Raw genomic sequence first — 17,670 nt, forward strand, 5'->3', positions numbered from 1 at the left:
CTCCTGCCCGGCGAAAATCCGGTCGAGCACCGCACGGAGCGGTTCGTCGACCACGTCGATCGAAACGCGGGCGTTGGTGTCGACGTTGGCCGTGCGGGTGATGAAGGCGTACTGGTAACGTTTGGTGATGTTTTCGAGGATGTCCGAAATCGCGGTGTCGCGCATCGACAGCGTGATGCGCTGTTCGGCGCCCTGCTGTTGGGCCGCCGCTCTCCCGATTCCGCAGCATGAGAAGAGGATCAGCAACAGCAGGCCTCCGAATATTCCCACGCTTCTTCGGTTCGTGTAGAGATAATTCATAGGTTTGTTCAGGTTTTGCAGATTTAATTTAGGTCTCAAAATTCGAGTCGGAAAATGGGCAACGACATTTTCCGGCTTTTTCCATCATTCCTTTCCCATAGGCATATATGCGTGTTTCAGGTTCGTTTTCAACAGTCGGCTTCGGTGCGTCATACGGCCCCTACCGGCGGGCGCGCTCGATCTCGATGATGCGGCCGTCGCGCTGGATGTGCAGCGTGTGGTGGATATTCAGCGCGTCGAGCAGTTCGTCGATCTCCCAGCCGCTGGCGAACGTGGCGAAATACTCCTCGCCGAGCAGCGACGTGTCGCGGATGACGATCTGCACGTCGAACATACGTTCCAGATCGCGGGCGATCTCATCGAGCGTCTTGTGGCGGAAGACGTGGAAACCGTCGCGCCACGAGATGTAGTGCGCACAGTCGAACCGCTCGCGGACGACCGCGTTCGTGGCGTTGTCGACCAGAATCTTGTCGCCCGGACGCATCAGGATGGTCGCGCCGCCGTCGCGCTTCAACCCCAGCGCGACGCTTCCCTCCACGAGCGACGTCTCGACATACTTGTCCTCGTTGTACGAGCGGAGGTTGAAACGGGTTCCCAACACTCGGATACTGACGTTGCGCGTATCGACGTGGAAGGGCCGCTCGGGATCCTTGGTCACGTCCATGTAGACTTCGCCGCTGACGAAGAGCTGCCGCTCGCGATCGAAACGGTCGGGGTAAAAGACATAGGTCCCCGAATTCAGCCATACGCGGCTCCCGTCGGGCAGCGTGATGCAGCGGGTCTGCCCGTAGGGCGCGTAGACCTCGACCCACTCCGGCTGCTCCGCGACCTGCCGCGACGCGAGCAGATAGGCGCAGACGATGAGCGGCACGAGCAGCACCGCCGCAGCCTGCGACAGCCTCCGCCACAGCCGTTGCAGGCGGAGTTTTCGGCCGAAGAGCCGCCCGGCCAGAGCACGGTAACGCTCGTCGAGCGTCCGCTGCGGCGCAGACCGTTGCAGCGAACGCTCCCAGAAGGCGTACAGCTCCCCGCTCACGGGATCGTCTTCCCGCAGGGTAAATTCCTCCTCGGCGTCGTGTTCGAGAAACCATTCGCGCAAACGTTCGCGCACGCCGGCATCGCCCCCGTGTTCGAGGTAATGCCTGAGCAGCTCCTTATCTATTTTTTCCATCGGACTTCCGGCTTTTAATACTAATACGCAACAAGGCAGCAGGCACACCCGGTCGGACATGCGTTTTTTTCGAAAAATTCGTTCTGCTGTAAAATACGGCCGTCGGTTTTCGCCGTTTTCGCAGTGCGATCCCGCAGGCCGAAAGCCTGCTAAAACCGAATAAAAGGAATCAAAATCATGGTTGCACGAAGCGCACAACAGTCTCCGCCTTGCGAAAAGTGCGGAAAAAGAAACGAGCAGCGACGAGCGTTAAAAAACGGGGCCGGTTTGCTTGCAAACGACGATCAGCAGGTGAGCGCAAAGTTTACTTTGCCGAGCCGCCACAGTCGAAACGACACTTCGTGTCGTAACCCGCGGCAGGCGCCCGTTTTAGCGAGGCGCTGTGAGTTTCCCGCAGCTTTTCGCCTGGCGGACACTTTTGGTACCACCTTTTGGTGACAAAAGGTGGTAAAAACTGCTCCTCGCAGGAAATGCCCAATCGAAAGTCGGGATATTTCTGACATGTTCACAGTCAAATTCTGCTAAAAAGATTCACTCTTCGGTCAAAACCCGAAGAGCGGCAGCCCGCGGAAGAACGATGCGGGAACGCCCCCCCTTCCGGCGGAAACTACTGCAACAGGATAAAGAAGGTGAGCCAACAGACGAACTTCCCGACTTTGACGCGCAACGTTCTGAGCGCCGCGTTCAGATGGCCTTCGACAGTGCGTTTCGAGATGCGGAGCCGCCGTGCGATCTCATCGTTCGTCAGCCCCTCGATGCGGCTCAGCCGGAAAACCTCCCGCCGCTGGGCGGGCATCCGGTCGATCTCGTCCAGCACCAGCTGCCGCAGCCGGTCGGCATCGTAGGCCGCGGCGAACTGCTCCTGCACATGTTCCGCGTCGTGGAGCAGGTCGAGCCGGAGCCTGCGCCGGTCGTAGCGATCCGAACGGAAGTAGTCGGCGATTTCGTGTCTGGCGAGCGTGTAGAGGAAAGCTTTGAAATTGCGGGAGGGATCGAGCGCCTCCCGTTTGAGCCAGAGGCGGATAAAGACGTTCTGCGTGATCTCCTCGGCATGGAACCCGTTATCGACGACCCCGCGCGTAAAGGCATGGACACCGCCGTAATACCGTTCAAACACCGCTTTGAACGATACGAGATCGCCGCGGCGAATCCGTTCTATCAGTTCCTGTTCCGATACCATTGGGGCAGTTCTCTCCACGCACTCCGTTTCACGCCGCCCCGTTGCCGGACGTTGCATCCGCAACAAGGCCGGCGGCATGGATTTCAATGTAAAAGTAGGGATAATATCTTATTTTTACAACTTCACCGCCTATTTTCGGGAGCGCCCGCACCTTCCCCGAAAGACGAGAAAAGGGAGAGCATAGCTCTCCCTTTTCTCGAAGGCACCGCAACCCGCTACTCCCGGACGATCAGGATACCCAGTTCGTAGAGCAGGTAGAGCGGCAGGAAGACGACCATCAGCGTGAACGGATCGCCCGAAGGGGTAATGACGGCCGAAAGTACCAGCAGGATGACCACCGCATGGCGGCGGTAGGTGCGGAAAAAGGTCTTGTTCACCAGCCCCAGCTTCGAGAGCAGCCATGCCAGCAGCGGCAGTTCGAAAACGATCCCCATGACGAAAACCAGCATCAGGAAATTGCCCATGTAGGAGTTCAGCGAGATCTGGTTGACGATCGACGCGCTGAGCTGGTACTCGGTCAGGAAACGGAACGTAAAGGGGAAGACCAGACAGTACCCCACGGCGCAGCCCAGAAAAAACATAACGGTTCCGCCCAGAAAGGCCAGCCCCACGCTGCGCCGCTCGTTCTCGAAGAGCGCCGGCTGCACGAAGCGCCACACTTCGAAGATCAGGTAGGGGAACATCAGCACCAGCGCGAACCAGAACGACGTGCTGATGTGGGTCAGGAACTGCGAAGCGACGTTGATATTGATGATCTCCACCGCGAAATCGTCGTTGCTGAAATCGGGAAGGAACATCCCCGTACCGCCCAGGTTCGACAGCCACCGGTAGAGGAAAAAATCCGACGTCGTCGGCCCCAGCACGAACGAATCGAACAGGTCGGGCATGACGCAGAAACACGCGATCATGAATACGAGCAACACCGCCACCACGCGGAACAACGTACGGCGGAGCTCCTCCAAGTGGCCCCAAAATGACATTTCCTTCTCTTCCATCGTTCAGGTTTGCTTGTTTGCAGCCGTTTTCCCGCCTCGGCAGAATCCGCGCAAGTCGGCGTTACGCTCGGTTCAGTGAAAACGGATAGTTCCACTCTTCATTTTTCCGCCTCGACAAAACCCGCGCAAGGCGAATCGGTACTCGGCTTATCGAAAACCGCGCTTACGTTCACTCGCCGGTCACAGCTTGTCGATCAGGCGATACCGCAGCCGGCCGTCGTCTCCGCCGGTCGGAGACACACGTCTACGGGCGTTCTCCCAACAGCGGAACCCCGCCGCATGCACAGCGGAACGGGTCTCCATGCGACGGACGATCCGGTTATCCTGCGACAACCGAATCGTCCCGATCCGACCGCAGGGCCGGACTATTTCGCATAGGAAGCCTCGACGAAGGGGGCTTCGTTCAGGTAGTCGACGCACTCGCGCACGCTGCGCAGCACGTCGCCGTAGCTCGATCCCTCCATCTCGACGATGATGTTCTCCACGCCGGCGGTCGCGGCATTGCGGAAAATGGCGTCGTAACCGACCATTCCGCTCTGTCCCACCTCGCGGCGATCCTTGATATGAAGCAGCCGGAAACGGCCCGGATACTTCGTGAAGTAGTCGACCGGACTGGCCTGCCCCATCACCGTCCAGTAGACGTCCATCTGGAAGAAGACCTTGTCGGGATCGGTATTTTCGAGCATGTAGTCCAGCATCACGCGATCCTCGACCTTCTCGAACTCCCGCGAGTGGTTGTGGTAGCCGAACTTGATGCCGGCGGCCTTGCAGCGGGCGCCGACCTCATTGAAATAACGGCAGTAGGTCGCCAACCCGTCGAGCGTCTCGATACGCCGCATCGACGGCACGACGATATACTCCACGCCGGCTGCCTTATGCGCCGCGATGCATTCGTCCCACCATTTGAGCGCCTCGGTGAAATCGCCCGTGGCCAGCTGCTTGTCCGAAAGGTTGAGCGTGCAGTGGGTCGACAGCACCTTCATGCCCGTCGCCTCCACGTCGCGGCGGAACTGTTGGGGGGGGGTTCCGTAAAGCAGTCCGTCCTTGTAGCTGGCGGCCTCCACGAAGGTATATCCCATATCGGCGAGCGCCTGCAACACGGGCTTATAGTCTCCCTCGCTCTTGCCGAACACCCCGATGAGCGAGCGTACCGAATAGAGCTGGATGCCGACCTCCTTCTTGGGCCCCTTCCCCGCGCCTGCGGCGGATGCCCCCGAAGGGAGCATCGCCGCAGCGAGCAGGAAGCAGACCGCTGTAAACAGTTTTCGTTTCATCGCACGAACGGCCGTTTAGTCGAGCACCTTGACGCGGATGTTGCGGAACCAGACGTCGTCGCCGTGATCCTGCAAACCGATGTACCCCTCGTGGTTCTCGCCGCCGCAATTGTTGAGCAGCTCGAATGCGAGCGGCCACTTCTGCGACGAGAACTTGCTGTTTTCGAGCATCTCCGTCCACTGGGGCGTCCAGAGGTGGTACTCCACGACGTTCTGACCGTTCTGGCCGTGAACGACCGTACCCTTGTAAACCATGATCTTCGCCTTGTTCCACTCGCCGAAGGGCTTGGCGTTCTGCGGCACGGCGGGGATCATGTCGTAGAGCGACGCCGACTTGCGGTTGCCGTCCACGCCCAGTTTGGCGTCGGGGTGATTCTCGTTATCCAATACCTGATATTCGGGGCTGGAAATATAGATCGGCTGCAATTTCATCTGGCCGTTCTTCTCGGCCTCGACCTCCTGGGCCAGGTAGAGGATACCCGAATTGCCGCCCTTGGAGATCTTCCACTCCAATTCGAGTTCGAAATTCTTGAACTTGTGCGCGAAGATCAGGTCGCCGCCGTCGGCCTTCTGCGCTTCGCCGCCGCCCGTGCCGTTGAATTTGATCGCACCGTCGTCGATCGTCCACTTGGCCGGAACGTTGTCCTTGCCGTAACCGCGCCAGCCGTTGAACGTCTTGCCGTCGAAGATCACGTAGTAGCCCTCCTTGTCGACCGGAAGCGTCGCCAGGTCGACCTGCGGCTTGTCGATTACGTTGTAGACGGGAGCGGCTTTCGCTTCGGCCTTCGTTTCGGCAGCCGCCTCGGCGTTCTTCGCCTTATTGGGGTTTCCGCCGCAAGCGACCATCGACAGGCTCAGCGCGGCACATGCAGAGAATAAAATCGTCTTTTTCATATTCGTTTTATGATTTTAAATTGGGTTTGTTTTCATACACCTTTTCTTGCCTCGGCACAGCCCGAACAAGTTCGGCTCTGCACCCGGCTTGACGAAATGGCTGAATTTCTTTCGTCCATTTCTCGCCTCGGCAATTCGAGCGAGCTCGATTGCGCTCGGCCTGACGAAATGGTTCTGAAAAATTACATCGGCATGTCGGGCAGCTTCCAGCCTTCGCGGTAGTTGTGCTTGATAAGCTCCTCGGCGAACTGGTTGGCGTTGACCGGATCGGTCCACGTCTTCTTGAAGGTGGGGTGTCCGTCCTTGATGCTGAAACCGTCCTTGATGACCGTCTTGATCGTAGCGTCGGCGGGGATGTTCGTGAAACGCATCTTCTCGCCGTCCCAGTGCAGCTCCTGATTGAGTCCCTGCAAACGCACGGCCAGCACGCCCATGACGACCATCTCGTTGAACGGGCCTGCCTCGCTGAAATCCGATGCCGACAGTGTACGGTCGTCGGCGTCCTCCTTGCAGGCGCGCACCCAGTCCATCTGGTGCGACTCCTTCACCTCGCGCATCACCGGCGGGCACTTGGGCTCGCGGCCCGACACCAGATAGGGATCGGCGCCGTAGCAGCCGCAGATCAGCGTATCTTTCGTACCGTAGAAGATCGCACCGCCGCCCTTGACATTGAGATCCTTGCCTGCGGGCAGCCCTTCGGGACGCGTCGGCATCAGACCGCCGTCGTACCAGTATACCTCGACTTCGGGCATGGCGACCTTCGGCATGTTGTCGCGTGCCGGGAAGACGAACTTCACGGTCTGCGCCGTCGGGCACGACTCGGAGAGCAGCAGCGTCGAACTGCCCTGCACCTTGGTCGGATAGCCCAGTTTCAACCCCTTGAAAACGGGATGCAGGATGTGGCAGGCCATGTCGCCCAGCGCACCCGTGCCGAAATCCCACCAGCCGCGGAAATTCCACGGGGTATAGATCGAGTTGTAGGGACGCATCGGCGCCGGCCCGATGAAGGCGTCCCAGTTGAGCGTCTTGGGCACGCGCTCGTCGTTTTCGGGACGCATCAGCCCCTGCGGCCAGATCGGGCGGTCGGTGAAGGCCTCGACCTTGCGCACCTCGCCGATTTCGCCGTTCCATATCCATTCGCAGACCTTGCGCACGCCTTCGGCCGAAGCGCCCTGGTTGCCCATCTGCGTGGCTACCTTGTGCTTGGCGGCCAGTTTGGTCAGCAGACGCGATTCGTAGACCGTGTGCGTCAGCGGTTTCTCGCAATAGACGTGCTTGCCGGCCGTAATGGCGTCGGCCGCGATGATCGCGTGGGTGTGGTCGGCCGTAGCCACCATGACCGCATCGGCCGATTTGAGCATCTCGTCGTACATGCGGCGGTAATCGTTGTAGCGTTTGGCCGCAGGGTAACGCTGGAAGACATGCTCCGCGTATTTCCAGTCGACGTCGCACAGGCCGATGATGTTCTGGCTTTCAAGGCCCTTCAATACCGAAGCGCCGCGACCGCCGATGCCGACACCCAGGATATTGAGTTTGTCGCTGGGCGCGGTATGCCCGAATTTCTTACCCAGAACCGTGCTGGGTACGACCGCCAGCCCGATTGCGGCGGCAGCCCCCTTTTTCAGGAAGCTTCTTCTCGACATTTCTTTTGCCATCGTTCTAAGATTTATTGGGTTAGGTTAACAATTGATTGCATTCGACAACGAGTTCCCGCTCCCGCCGGAGAAACGGCGCATCCCGTCGGCCGCACTCCGTGCACGGCGTCCGCCGCCTGCGAAAAACCGTCCGCCCTCCGTCTCCGGGCGGGTCCGCCGAAACGCCCCGCCCGTTTCGAAGCAGGGCAACGGCCCCGTCCGCGTCCGGCCGATCGGCAGGCTCCTCCGCCCCGGCGGCCGGAACCGTCTATTTCTTCTCCTGATCGGGGTTCTCGATCTCTTTCTCGATGTTGTTCATCCCCTCCTTGAAGCTGCGGATGCCCTTGCCGAGCCCTTTCATCAGCTCAGGGATCTTCTTGCCGCCGAAAAGCAGCAGGACTACGAGCGCGATGACGAAGATTTCGCCGGCGCCCAGGTTACCGAGAAACAGTAATTTGTTCATGATCCAAGTTTTATAAGGTTAAATTCAGGTCTCGTCCGAAATGCGGTCACGCGCGCTTGCGCAACAGGCCGTAACCGTTCTTCATCGTCCGCCGCCGTTCGCGAATCTGCTGCAACGTCCGCAGGTCGCCGATGGCCGGCAAGTCGTGCGTCCGTGCATCATGGATGAACTTCCACGCATACTCCGAAGCGACCGCCGCATCGCGGAAACGGGGAAGCTCCTCGCACCGCCGCCCCGACTCGATCGACTGCGCGAACCGTTCGCAGAGCACGTCGATGTTCTTGCCGCCGTAGGGGCGCTCAATCCGGTGCGTCTGCGTCACGCCGTGAAGTTCGACCACCGCCGTCTTGAAATCGTGCGTCATGCGCGCGATACCCTTCGTCCCGACGATGTCCACGTAGGAGTTATGCGTCTGCTTCGCGGACAACTGCCCGTAAACATGCCCCTGCGTGATGTCGAACACCACGCCGTTTTCGAACGTTCCGTGACACTGCAACCACCACGGGTCCTTGTAGTTCCACATGCGCACGGCCTGCGCGTTCCATGTCTTGAACTCCGATTCGGCGTACCAGCGCGCGATATCGACGTAGTGCATCCCGCAGTCGTGGAACGCAGGGCCTTCGTATTCGTGCCCCTCGCCCGGCGCCAGCCCCGGCGTCATGTGGCATACGCGGATGATCGCCAGTTCGCCGATCTCGCCCGAGGAGATGAACTCCTTGATCGTATTGTGATACCACGAATTGCGCAGATAGAGGTTGACCGTGGAGAACAGCGGCGCCTTTTCGACGAGCGACACCGCCTGCCATTCGCGTTCCACGCTGTCGGCGATCGGTTTCTCCGCGATGATATGCTTGCCTGCCGCGACGGCCTTGCCGATCTGCGACAGACGGGAGTCGGCCAACGCGAAGAGACCGACGACCGCCACCTCGGGATCGTCGAAGATGATCTGTTCATCGGCGATTACCTGCGCCTGCGGAGCCAGCCGGCGGGCCTCCTCCCGCGATTCGGCAGAGACGTCGCAGATGTAGGCCACCTCCCACCGTCCGCTCTTCTGCATCTGTTCGAGATAAAACCCGCCCATTCTGCCGAAGCCGATCATACCGATTTTAATAGGATTCATTTCGTTTTGCAGTAACTATTATTTTAGGTTGTAGAAAACATGCCCGTCGGACGGCCCGCTTCCGGAGCCTGTCCAGACCGGAGCCCTCCGCCCGTTGTACAAAATTAAGTTAATTTTACAAGATAAACAAACGTTTGAAAATATCGCTCTTAAATATAGCGGATATAAACCTTCAATCACAAGATATACAATCGATTGAGCCAGATCGAACGCTAAAAAAATATAGTCCTTTCAGAGAGGATAATCCATCGTTTCCGAAGTCGCTGGCCCGATCCGGCCGGCATTCCGGAGAGGTGAACGGTCCTGCTCCGACAAACAGTCGTGGGCGGCGGCGCCCCCCACGGAAAGCCTCGATGATTCCTTCATTTTCATGCTCCATTTCTCGCCTCGGCAATTCGAGTAAACTCGATTGCACTCGGCTTAACGAAATGGTTCGTTTGTTTTCAACTGTCGTTTTCCCGCCTCGGCATAGCTCGCGCAAGCGCGGCTCTGCTCATTTGGCTTAACGAAAACGTTGAATTTCATTCTTCGTTTTCTCGCCTCGGCATAGCCTGAACAAGTTCGGCTCTGCGCTCGGCTTAACGAAAACGTTCCGTTTTCCGGAACAGGCAAGGGCTGGCTCAGGGTACGGAACATGGAACAAAGCCAATGATACCGGAACCCGCCGATACCCCACCGCTCCGTCCGGACGAACGGCACCTCTCCTAAAAATTCCACCGCACCGCCTTTTCCGCATCCCCGCAACGGTCGTAACCATCTCCTCCGTCCGAATCGGTCGGAAACAGGATCATCCGCCAAAATACCCCGACGAGGTTTCGTATCGACAGTCCTGCACGCTGCATGATGTCGGGCGATCCGAACGCCCGACGAACGAACCATAGGTATGGATAAGCGTTATCGAAAACGATCGTCCCGCAAAACGGCAGCAAGCGGAGCAGTCTTCGCAAAAGATTGCGCCAAACCGTTGTGCAACGAAAATCGAGTGCGGGAAAATCCTCCGGAAACAGGAGAAACGGGGACTTCCGCACAGATCCGTTTTTTTAATTTTATTATTAATATAAATCGATCGCTTCTCATAATTTCATGATTTATAACGAAATAATTCAAGGAAACGATTTTTCAAAAAATTTAATTTCATTCGAAAGCGAAAAATATATTTTATTTGATTGTGAAATTTACAGTGAATTTTTATATTTGCACAAACGTTTGCGCAATACGGAATACACCAACCGGATACGCGACAGAAAGATCGCTATCAAAATCCGATGGAATAAAAACCGCATGAAATGAACGTTTTCGCCAAGCCGAGCGCAGAGCCTAACGCAGTTCGGACTATGCCGAGGCGAGAAAACGAAGAATGAAATTCAACGTTTTCGCCAAGCCGAGCGCAGAGCCTAACGCAGTTCGGACTATGCCGAGGCGAGAAAACGAAGAATGAAATTCAACGTTTTCGCCAAGCCGAGCGCAGAGCCTAACGCAGTTCGGACTATGCCGAGGCGGGAAAACGAAGAATGAAATTCAACCATTTCGTTAAGCCGAGTGCAATCGAGTTTACTCGAATTTGCTGAGGCGAGAAATGGAGCATGAAAATGAACGTTTTCGTTAAGCCAAATGAGCAGAGCCGCTCTTGCGCGAGCTATGCCGAGGCGGGAAAACGACTGTTGAAAACGAACGAAAAAACTCGACCGTTATGAAAAGACCTTACGACGCTATGAAACCGCTCGGCCGCCTCCTGGGAGTCTTCGCATTGCTCCTGTCGACCAGCACGATCTGCCTCTGTTGCAGCTCCGATCCCGCTACGCCCGACGCTCCTGCCGAGGAGGGGGGGGGAATTTAGATCCCGACGAACCTGACAAGCTCCCCGATGTCGCCGCCTACAAGGTTCCGGATGTCGTGGAGATGGGCTTCGCCGACACTTTCTTGCTTCCGTGCAGCGGCGCCGGCACCGACGATTACCTGCTGCTGACCGCACGCAGCGATGCCTCCGAAATCCACCGGATGCCGGTGACGGAGGTCGACCAAACGCAGGGGGCCTCCCTGCAAACGCCCGCCGGTTTCATCGGGGGCATGTACGACTTCACCTTCTATAAAAACGGGAAAGCCCTCGACCTGGGCACGGCCTTCGTCGACGTGGTCGACCGCACCGACGTGCCGCAGGTACCCGGCAGCACCGTCTACGGCCGCGTGATCGACCATACGGGCAAACCGATCGCGGGCGTTTCGATTTCGGACGGCGTCTTCGTGACCGCCACCGACGACGAGGGGCGTTACTACCTCTCTTCGCTCAAACAGCGAGGCTACGTCTTCATCACCGTCCCCGCCGGATACCGCGCAGCGGTCAACCGCACCATTCCCCAGTTCTTCCGGCGGCTGAGCGGTTCGCCCCAGACCTACGAACAGCGCAGTTTCGTACTGGCGCCCGAAGCCAACGAACGGCACCGCATGATCGTCTTCACGGACACGCATCTGGCCAACCGCACCAACGACATCCACCAGTTCGAAAACGGCTTCAAGGCCGACCTCCGCAAACAGATCGCACAGGCGAAAGCCGAGGGCGTGAGCCTCTACGCCATGGCGCTCGGCGATCTGACGTGGGACGAATACTGGTACAAGAACAGCTACCAGCCGTCGCACTACGTGCGCCAAATGGCCGATCTCGACATTCCGATCTACAACATTCCGGGCAACCACGACAACGATCCCTACGTGGCCGACGATTTCGAATCCGAAAATCCGTGGCGCGAAAATCTGGGCCCTACCTACTACTCCTTCGACATCGGCGACATCCACTACATCCAGCTCGACAACACCCTCTTCACCAACACGGGCGGCGCACAGGGAACCGTCGGGAAACTCGACTATACGGAGGGACTGACGGCCGACCAGCTCCGGTGGCTCGAAGCCGACCTGCAACGGGTTCCGGCAGGGAAAACAGTCTTCGTGGGGATGCACATCCAGTTCACGAACCGCTACCGCATCGCCGACGGCAAACTCTCGTGGAGCTATGCCATGCCGGCCGACTGCCGCGCGAAGATGCTCGACCTGCTCGCTCCCTACACCGTCCATTTCGTGACGGGCCATACCCATATCAACTACGCCAACCGCATCACCGAGCGCATGACCGAACACAATATCGCCGCCGTATGCGCCACATGGTGGTGGACGGGCAACTACACCAACGGCCGCACCCAGATGTGCCGCGACGGCGCACCGGCCGGCTACGGACTCTTCGAGATCGGAACCGCCGGAGCGGACGACGTGCAATGGCATTATCAGGGCATCGGCAAGGCAGCCGACTATCAGTTCCGCGCCTACGACCTCAACCGCTGCCTCATCACGCGCGACAAATATTGCCCCGACATCAAGAACAATTTCGGGACGGTCAGCGCCGAATTCTTCGCGCAGTACGCCAACGGCTACGACCGTCCGCGCTCGGACAACGCCGTGCTGATCAACGTCTTCAACTGGAACGAGAAATGGAAGGTGGAGGTGCGCGAAGTCGAGACCGGCAACCGACTCCCCGTCGAACAGGTCGACACCTACGACCCGCTGCATACGATCCATTTCAACATGAACCGCATGAACACCAATTCGACGGCCATGACCTTCCCGACGCTGCTCACGTCGCACATGTTCGAGGCGGTCTGCTCCTCGCCCACGACCACGCTCGAAATCACCGTGACCGACGAATTCGGCCGCAGCTATACCGAAACGATGTCGCGCCCGCGCGAACTCTACGATATGTCCGTCTCCCCGCAGTGGTAACGGCCGCCGTCCGGACGGAAGCGGAGCGAGGGGGAAGGCTCCGCTCCGACCGGCGGCCCTGCGCGGCGGCAGAGGGCGTCCGCATCCCGATTCATCTCTTCATCTAACCTAATAATTTATCTCACTATGAAAAAACTACTGACCATGTTCGCAATCGTATGCGCGTTCCTCGCGTCGTGCGATTCGGAAGGGGGCGACCTGAACCGCACGCCCCTGCTCAAAGTCGTCGGTCCCGACGGCTCCGATCCGTCGCAGCCGATCTCGATCGACGGCAAGAGCCAGGAGGTGGCCTTCACCGTCCTGGCCACGGCCGACTGGACGGCCGACATCGCGGGCGACGAGGGCTTCGCCCTCTCCGACCGCAGCGGCGCGACGGGCAACACCAAGGTGACCGTCGTAGCGGCCCGCAACCTCAGCGGCGCGACCCGCTCGGCTACTGTGTCGTTCCGTCTCGGCGGCGAGGAGCGTTACGCCTACACGATCTCGCAGACCGAGGAGCAGCCCTATCTCGACGTCGATCCCGCGACGATCTCGATCGTCGGCGACCGTACGGAGTTCACCGTCGCCGTCTCGACCAACCAGAGCCCGTGGAAGGTCGAGATCGACAGCCCCGACGGCGACGGCTGGCTCACCCAGCAGTCCAAAGAGAGCGCCTCGATCACCTTCCTGGCCGAAGAGAACACGACGGGCAAGAACCGCACGGCGACGCTCAAATTCGTCTCGGAGCTTCACCCCGAAGTCTTCAACTACGTCACCGTCACGCAGGGGTACGTGGTTCCGGCCCCGACGGCCGACCTGCTCGACGTGGTCTTCGCCGAAGACGGCACCGCGAAGGATGTCTCGGCCATGGGCATGACCGTCGAACTGCTTCCCGACCCGACCCTGTCGACCGTCTTCCTCGAAAAATACGACCGGTACGCCGCACGCTTCACGCGCGAACCGAGCGGTCCTTCGGCCGTGCTGGAAAGCGGATTCTACAAGGTGGAGTACAACGACAACGCCGCCTTCAAGAGCAAACTCGAAGACGGCTACGCAATGGAGGTGCTCCTGCGCCGTTACGACGATCCCCAAAAATTGCAGATCAAACCTTTCGCTTCGAGCGAAGGCGGCGGCGTCAGCATCTGTTTCTGGGCCGACGACTCGAACCAGATCGTCATGGAGACGGGCACGAAGAATGCCACGGGCGGCAACGTGTGGAAAACCGCCAAGAGCGGCGTCACCCCATTGAAGGATGTCTATTACCACATCGTCGCCGTATGGGACAAGGCCGCCGGCACGCAGAAAATCTATGTCGACGGAGAGTTGAAGGCCACCAACAATTCAGCCGGCGGCGAATTCCGCCACATGAACACCAACGTCGACAAACGCTGGTTCGGAATCGGCGCCGACCCCAATCCCAACGACAAGGGGCAGATATCATTCAACGGAGAGGTGGTCATCGCACGCATCTACGACGATCCGATCAACGCCGATCAGGTTCACGCCCTCTGGAAACTCGTGAAGTAACTAACCCAAATACGAACGCGATATGAAAAATCGAAAACAGATATTCGCAATCATGGCCGCAGGACTGCTCGCGCTTCCCTTCGGCACGGCTCACGCCGCAGAAACGCCGGTGTACGACACCTCGCAGGCCGCACTCGCCCAATCGCAGCTGCGCGACGTCACGGGGCGCGTCACCGACCGTGCGACCGGCGATCCGATCGTCGGCGTCACGGTGGCCAACAACTCGACCGGTTCCGGAACGGTGACCGATGCCGCCGGAGCCTTCACCGTAAAGGCAGCCACGGGACAGCTGCTGACGATCTCCTGCGTGGGCTATACCTCGTGGACGGTCAAGGTGCCCGCCTCCGGCGCGATCGACGTGGAGCTGAGCGAAGACGCGCAGCAGCTCGACGACGTAGTGGTCGTGGGCTACGCCACGCAGAAGAAGATCAACGTCACGGGCGCCGTCTCGTCGATCTCGGGCGAGGAGCTGGCCCAGCGGCCCGTGGTCTCGACCATGCAGGCGTTGCAGGGCATCGATCCCTCGCTCAACATCAGCATCGACTCGGGCAACCCCACGGCAGGCAACAGCCTCAACATCCGCGGCGTGCCCTCCATCAACGGCGGTTCGCCGCTGATACTGGTCGACGGCGTGCCGGGCGTCTCGCTGCGGCTGGTCAACGCCGCCGACATCGAGTCGATCTCGGTGCTCAAAGACGCTTCGGCCAGCGCCATCTACGGCGCCAAGGCTTCGGCCGGCGTGATCCTCGTCACCACCAAGAAGAGTGCGGCGGGCAAAGCCACGGTGAGCTACTCCAACAACATCGGCTGGACGCAGCCCACGACGCCCACCGACTTCATCACCAACGGCTACGACTACGCCACGATCGTCAACGACCTCTACTTCTCGCGTTACGCCTACAACGCCTTCAACTACACCGACGCCGACTGGGCGGCGCTCGAAGCGCGTCGTTACGACACCACCGAACACCCCGACCGGCCGTGGGTCGTGATCGGCGACGACGGCAAGTACCACTACTACGGCAACTTCGACTGGTACCACAGCATCTACAACACCAACCGCTTCCATCAGGAGCACAACCTCTCGCTCTCGGGCGGCGGCAAGGACGTCAACTACTACGTCAGCGGCCGCTACTACCAGCAGGACGGCGTGCTGGGCGGCAACATGATCCGGAACAAGGAGAACTACAAGAACTACTCGTTCCGCGCCAAGTTCGACGCACAGCTCTTCAAATGGGCCAAGTGGTCGACCAACGCCTCGCTCAACGCCGTGAACCAGAAGTATCCGGGGCCGCTCAACGAGGCGCAGACCATCGCCGCGCTCGAAGAGAACGTCGCACCGATGTTCGTCCCCTACAACCCCGACGGTTCGATCGTGATGTATCCCGCCGACCTGCGCAACGTGGCGCTGGGCAAGGGACGCACGGCGGCGCTGGCCGACCCCACGAACAAGCACACGATCGAGAACCTCTCGCTGACGCTCTCGAACAGCCTGCAACTCAAACTCCACAAGGATCTGACCTTCGACGCCAGCTACAACATCAACAACTACCGCCGCCTCTACAAGGATCGCACGGCGGCGAACATCTACTCCGACGCCGTGGGCGTGACCAAGACCACGACCCACTACCAGAAGGACACCTACCGCGAACGCCCCTACGAGTACACCTACCACAACGTCGACGCCTACTTCACCTACGAACACAGCTGGAACAAGGAGCACAACTTCAAGGCGGTCGCGGGTATGAACTACGAAAAATACCGACTCGTGGACAACATCGTCGAGCAGTTCGGACTGGGCAGCGACCAGATCGATTCGTTCAACTCGGTCAACGACGACACCTACTGGCTCGTACAGCAGGATATCTCGGCCTACAAGACGCTCGGGTTCTTCGCCCGCATCAACTACGACTACAAGGGCAAGTATCTCTTCGAAGCCTCGATGCGCGCCGACGGCACGTCGCGCTTCGCCAAAAAGGATCGATGGGGCTACTTCCCCTCGGTGTCGGCCGGCTGGCGCTTCACCGAAGAGCGGTTCATGGAGGGCGTCCGCCACTGGTGGGACAACGGTAAGATCCGCCTGTCGTACGGTGCGCTGGGCAACCAGCAGGTGAGCAACTACCTCTACCTGCAAACGATCGGCACCGGCACGCTCAACTACCTCTTCGACGACAGCGGCAAAGCCAGCTATGCATCGGTATCCGATCCCATGTCGTCGAACCTCACGTGGGAGACGGTCTATACCTACAACCTCGGCCTCGACCTGAGCTTCCTGCAAAACCGCCTTTCGTTCACGGGCGATTTCTTCATCCGCGACACGAAGGACATGCTCACGCAGTCGCTGACGCTGCCTTCGGTCTACGGCGCGGCGACGCCGACCGAGAACTGCGCCGACCTGCGCACCAAAGGGTGGGAGCTCTCGATCACGTGGCGCGACCAGTTCAAGCTGGGCGGCAAACCCTTCCACTACGCCCTGACGGGTCAGATCGGCGACTACCAGACCGAAATCACGAAGTACAACAACCCCACGAAGCTCTTCGACAGTTACTACGAAGGCAAAAAGCTGGGCGAGATCTGGGGCTACCACGTGCCGAAACTCTTCGACACCGACGAGGAGGCCGCCGCCTACCAGGTGGCGATCAACAACAGTTCGAACGTCTACCAGCGCGTCTACAACATGCAGAACAACCTGGGCAGGCTGATGGCCGGCGACGTGATGTTCGAGGACCGCGACGGCAGCGGCTCGATCGGCACGGGCGCGGGGACGGTCGACGATCCGGGCGACATGATGATCATCGGCAACACCACGCCGCGTTACAGCTACTCGTTCCGCATCGAAGCGAGCTGGAACGGATTCGACATCTCGGCCTTCTTCCAAGGCGTCGGCAAGCGCGACTGGTATCCGACGGCCAACAAGGACGATATCTACGGCGCCAACCAGTTCTGGCAGCTCTACGGCTACACCATTCCGTCGTTCATCACCTACGACTTCATGGATGACGTGTGGAGCGAACAGAATCCGGGCGGCTACTTCCCCCGCCTGCGGCCGATCCAGAGCTACAACGGCGGCCCGCTGGGACAGAACAACGACCGCTACCTGCAAAGCGTGGCCTACCTGCGCTTCAAGAACCTTACGATCGGCTACACGCTGCCGGTGCTGAAAAAGTACCTCTCGAAGCTGCGCATCTACGTCTCGGGCGAGAACCTCTGTTACTGGTCGCCGCTCAAAAAGCACTGCAAGCTCATCGATCCCGAGCTGGCGATTTCCAGCGGCACCTACAAGGGCGGAACGGGAACGGGCTACACCATGCCCCGCACCTTCTCGTTCGGCGTCGACATCACCTTCTAACAACTTCAAGCCGGAAAGA

The 17,670-nt window shown here is 59.2% G+C and carries 12 protein-coding genes and 1 pseudogene; 4 read left to right on the top strand and 9 right to left on the bottom strand.

Annotation, left to right across the window (positions count from 1 at the left end):
* Nucleotides 1-18 precede the first annotated feature (18 nt).
* The 9 genes and pseudogenes from FMF02_RS13995 to FMF02_RS03355 form a co-directional block, all read right to left on the bottom strand.
* Nucleotides 19-300: pseudogene (locus FMF02_RS13995) on the bottom strand (hypothetical protein); the annotation flags it as partial.
* 160 nt (nt 301-460) lie between these two features.
* A complete protein-coding gene (locus tag FMF02_RS03320) occupies nt 461-1,471 on the bottom strand; it encodes a FecR family protein (RefSeq protein ID WP_162502265.1) in 1,011 nt (336 codons plus the stop codon).
* Nucleotides 1,472-2,078: 607 nt separating this feature from the next.
* The gene (locus FMF02_RS03325) at nt 2,079-2,651 is read right to left on the bottom strand and encodes an RNA polymerase sigma-70 factor (RefSeq protein ID WP_162502208.1); all 573 of its coding nucleotides are present in this window, start codon (nt 2,649-2,651) and stop codon (nt 2,079-2,081) included.
* Nucleotides 2,652-2,866: 215 nt separating this feature from the next.
* On the bottom strand, nt 2,867-3,646 hold the full coding sequence (gene tatC / locus FMF02_RS03330) for a twin-arginine translocase subunit TatC (protein WP_019131431.1): 780 nt from the start codon (nt 3,644-3,646) through the stop codon (nt 2,867-2,869).
* Between the two features lie 365 nt (nt 3,647-4,011).
* Nucleotides 4,012-4,920, bottom strand: a complete 909-nt coding sequence (locus tag FMF02_RS03335) for a sugar phosphate isomerase/epimerase family protein (RefSeq protein ID WP_019131432.1) — start codon at nt 4,918-4,920, stop codon at nt 4,012-4,014.
* A gap of 15 nt (nt 4,921-4,935) precedes the next feature.
* The gene (locus FMF02_RS03340; RefSeq protein WP_019131433.1) at nt 4,936-5,814 is read right to left on the bottom strand and encodes a 3-keto-disaccharide hydrolase; all 879 of its coding nucleotides are present in this window, start codon (nt 5,812-5,814) and stop codon (nt 4,936-4,938) included.
* Between the two features lie 182 nt (nt 5,815-5,996).
* Nucleotides 5,997-7,469 carry a glycoside 3-dehydrogenase gene (locus FMF02_RS03345; RefSeq protein WP_019131434.1) on the bottom strand — a complete coding sequence of 491 codons (1,473 nt, stop codon included), beginning with the start codon at nt 7,467-7,469 and terminating at the stop codon, nt 5,997-5,999.
* A 247-nt stretch (nt 7,470-7,716) separates the two neighbouring features.
* Nucleotides 7,717-7,911: a Sec-independent protein translocase subunit TatA/TatB gene (locus FMF02_RS03350; RefSeq protein WP_019131435.1), complete on the bottom strand. Its 195-nt coding sequence runs from the start codon at nt 7,909-7,911 to the stop codon at nt 7,717-7,719.
* Nucleotides 7,912-7,957: 46 nt separating this feature from the next.
* Entirely contained in the window at nt 7,958-9,031 is a 1,074-nt protein-coding gene (locus tag FMF02_RS03355) for a disaccharide 3-dehydrogenase (RefSeq protein WP_141412211.1), read from the bottom strand.
* A gap of 1,690 nt (nt 9,032-10,721) precedes the next feature.
* On the opposite strand from FMF02_RS03355, the gene FMF02_RS13630 reads away from it, so the two are divergent.
* From FMF02_RS13630 to FMF02_RS03370, 4 genes are all read left to right on the top strand, one after another.
* Nucleotides 10,722-10,868: a hypothetical protein gene (locus FMF02_RS13630; RefSeq protein ID WP_162502266.1), complete on the top strand. Its 147-nt coding sequence runs from the start codon at nt 10,722-10,724 to the stop codon at nt 10,866-10,868.
* A 62-nt stretch (nt 10,869-10,930) separates the two neighbouring features.
* Complete coding sequence (locus FMF02_RS03360; RefSeq protein ID WP_244611646.1) at nt 10,931-12,796, top strand: calcineurin-like phosphoesterase C-terminal domain-containing protein; 1,866 nt, start codon at nt 10,931-10,933, stop codon at nt 12,794-12,796.
* A gap of 126 nt (nt 12,797-12,922) precedes the next feature.
* Complete coding sequence (locus tag FMF02_RS03365) at nt 12,923-14,302, top strand: LamG-like jellyroll fold domain-containing protein (RefSeq protein ID WP_081584317.1); 1,380 nt, start codon at nt 12,923-12,925, stop codon at nt 14,300-14,302.
* A 22-nt stretch (nt 14,303-14,324) separates the two neighbouring features.
* Entirely contained in the window at nt 14,325-17,651 is a 3,327-nt protein-coding gene (locus tag FMF02_RS03370; protein ID WP_244611621.1) for a SusC/RagA family TonB-linked outer membrane protein, read from the top strand.
* Nucleotides 17,652-17,670: the final 19 nt, after the last annotated feature.

The organism is Alistipes communis (assembly GCF_006542665.1).
Lineage (GTDB): Bacteria > Bacteroidota > Bacteroidia > Bacteroidales > Rikenellaceae > Alistipes > Alistipes communis.

Bases quoted from the DNA above. Each gene is read 5' to 3' on its own strand.
- FMF02_RS03320 (WP_162502265.1), bottom strand. From the start codon at position 1,471: ATGGAAAAAATAGATAAGGAGCTGCTCAGGCATTACCTCGAACACGGG.
- FMF02_RS03325 (WP_162502208.1), bottom strand. From the start codon at position 2,651: ATGGTATCGGAACAGGAACTGATAGAACGGATTCGCCGCGGCGATCTC.
- tatC (WP_019131431.1), bottom strand. From the start codon at position 3,646: ATGGAAGAGAAGGAAATGTCATTTTGGGGCCACTTGGAGGAGCTCCGC.
- FMF02_RS03335 (WP_019131432.1), bottom strand. From the start codon at position 4,920: ATGAAACGAAAACTGTTTACAGCGGTCTGCTTCCTGCTCGCTGCGGCG.
- FMF02_RS03340 (WP_019131433.1), bottom strand. From the start codon at position 5,814: ATGAAAAAGACGATTTTATTCTCTGCATGTGCCGCGCTGAGCCTGTCG.
- FMF02_RS03345 (WP_019131434.1), bottom strand. From the start codon at position 7,469: ATGGCAAAAGAAATGTCGAGAAGAAGCTTCCTGAAAAAGGGGGCTGCC.
- FMF02_RS03350 (WP_019131435.1), bottom strand. From the start codon at position 7,911: ATGAACAAATTACTGTTTCTCGGTAACCTGGGCGCCGGCGAAATCTTC.
- FMF02_RS03355 (WP_141412211.1), bottom strand. From the start codon at position 9,031: ATGAATCCTATTAAAATCGGTATGATCGGCTTCGGCAGAATGGGCGGG.
- FMF02_RS13630 (WP_162502266.1), top strand. From the start codon at position 10,722: ATGAAAAGACCTTACGACGCTATGAAACCGCTCGGCCGCCTCCTGGGA.
- FMF02_RS03360 (WP_244611646.1), top strand. From the start codon at position 10,931: ATGGGCTTCGCCGACACTTTCTTGCTTCCGTGCAGCGGCGCCGGCACC.
- FMF02_RS03365 (WP_081584317.1), top strand. From the start codon at position 12,923: ATGAAAAAACTACTGACCATGTTCGCAATCGTATGCGCGTTCCTCGCG.
- FMF02_RS03370 (WP_244611621.1), top strand. From the start codon at position 14,325: ATGAAAAATCGAAAACAGATATTCGCAATCATGGCCGCAGGACTGCTC.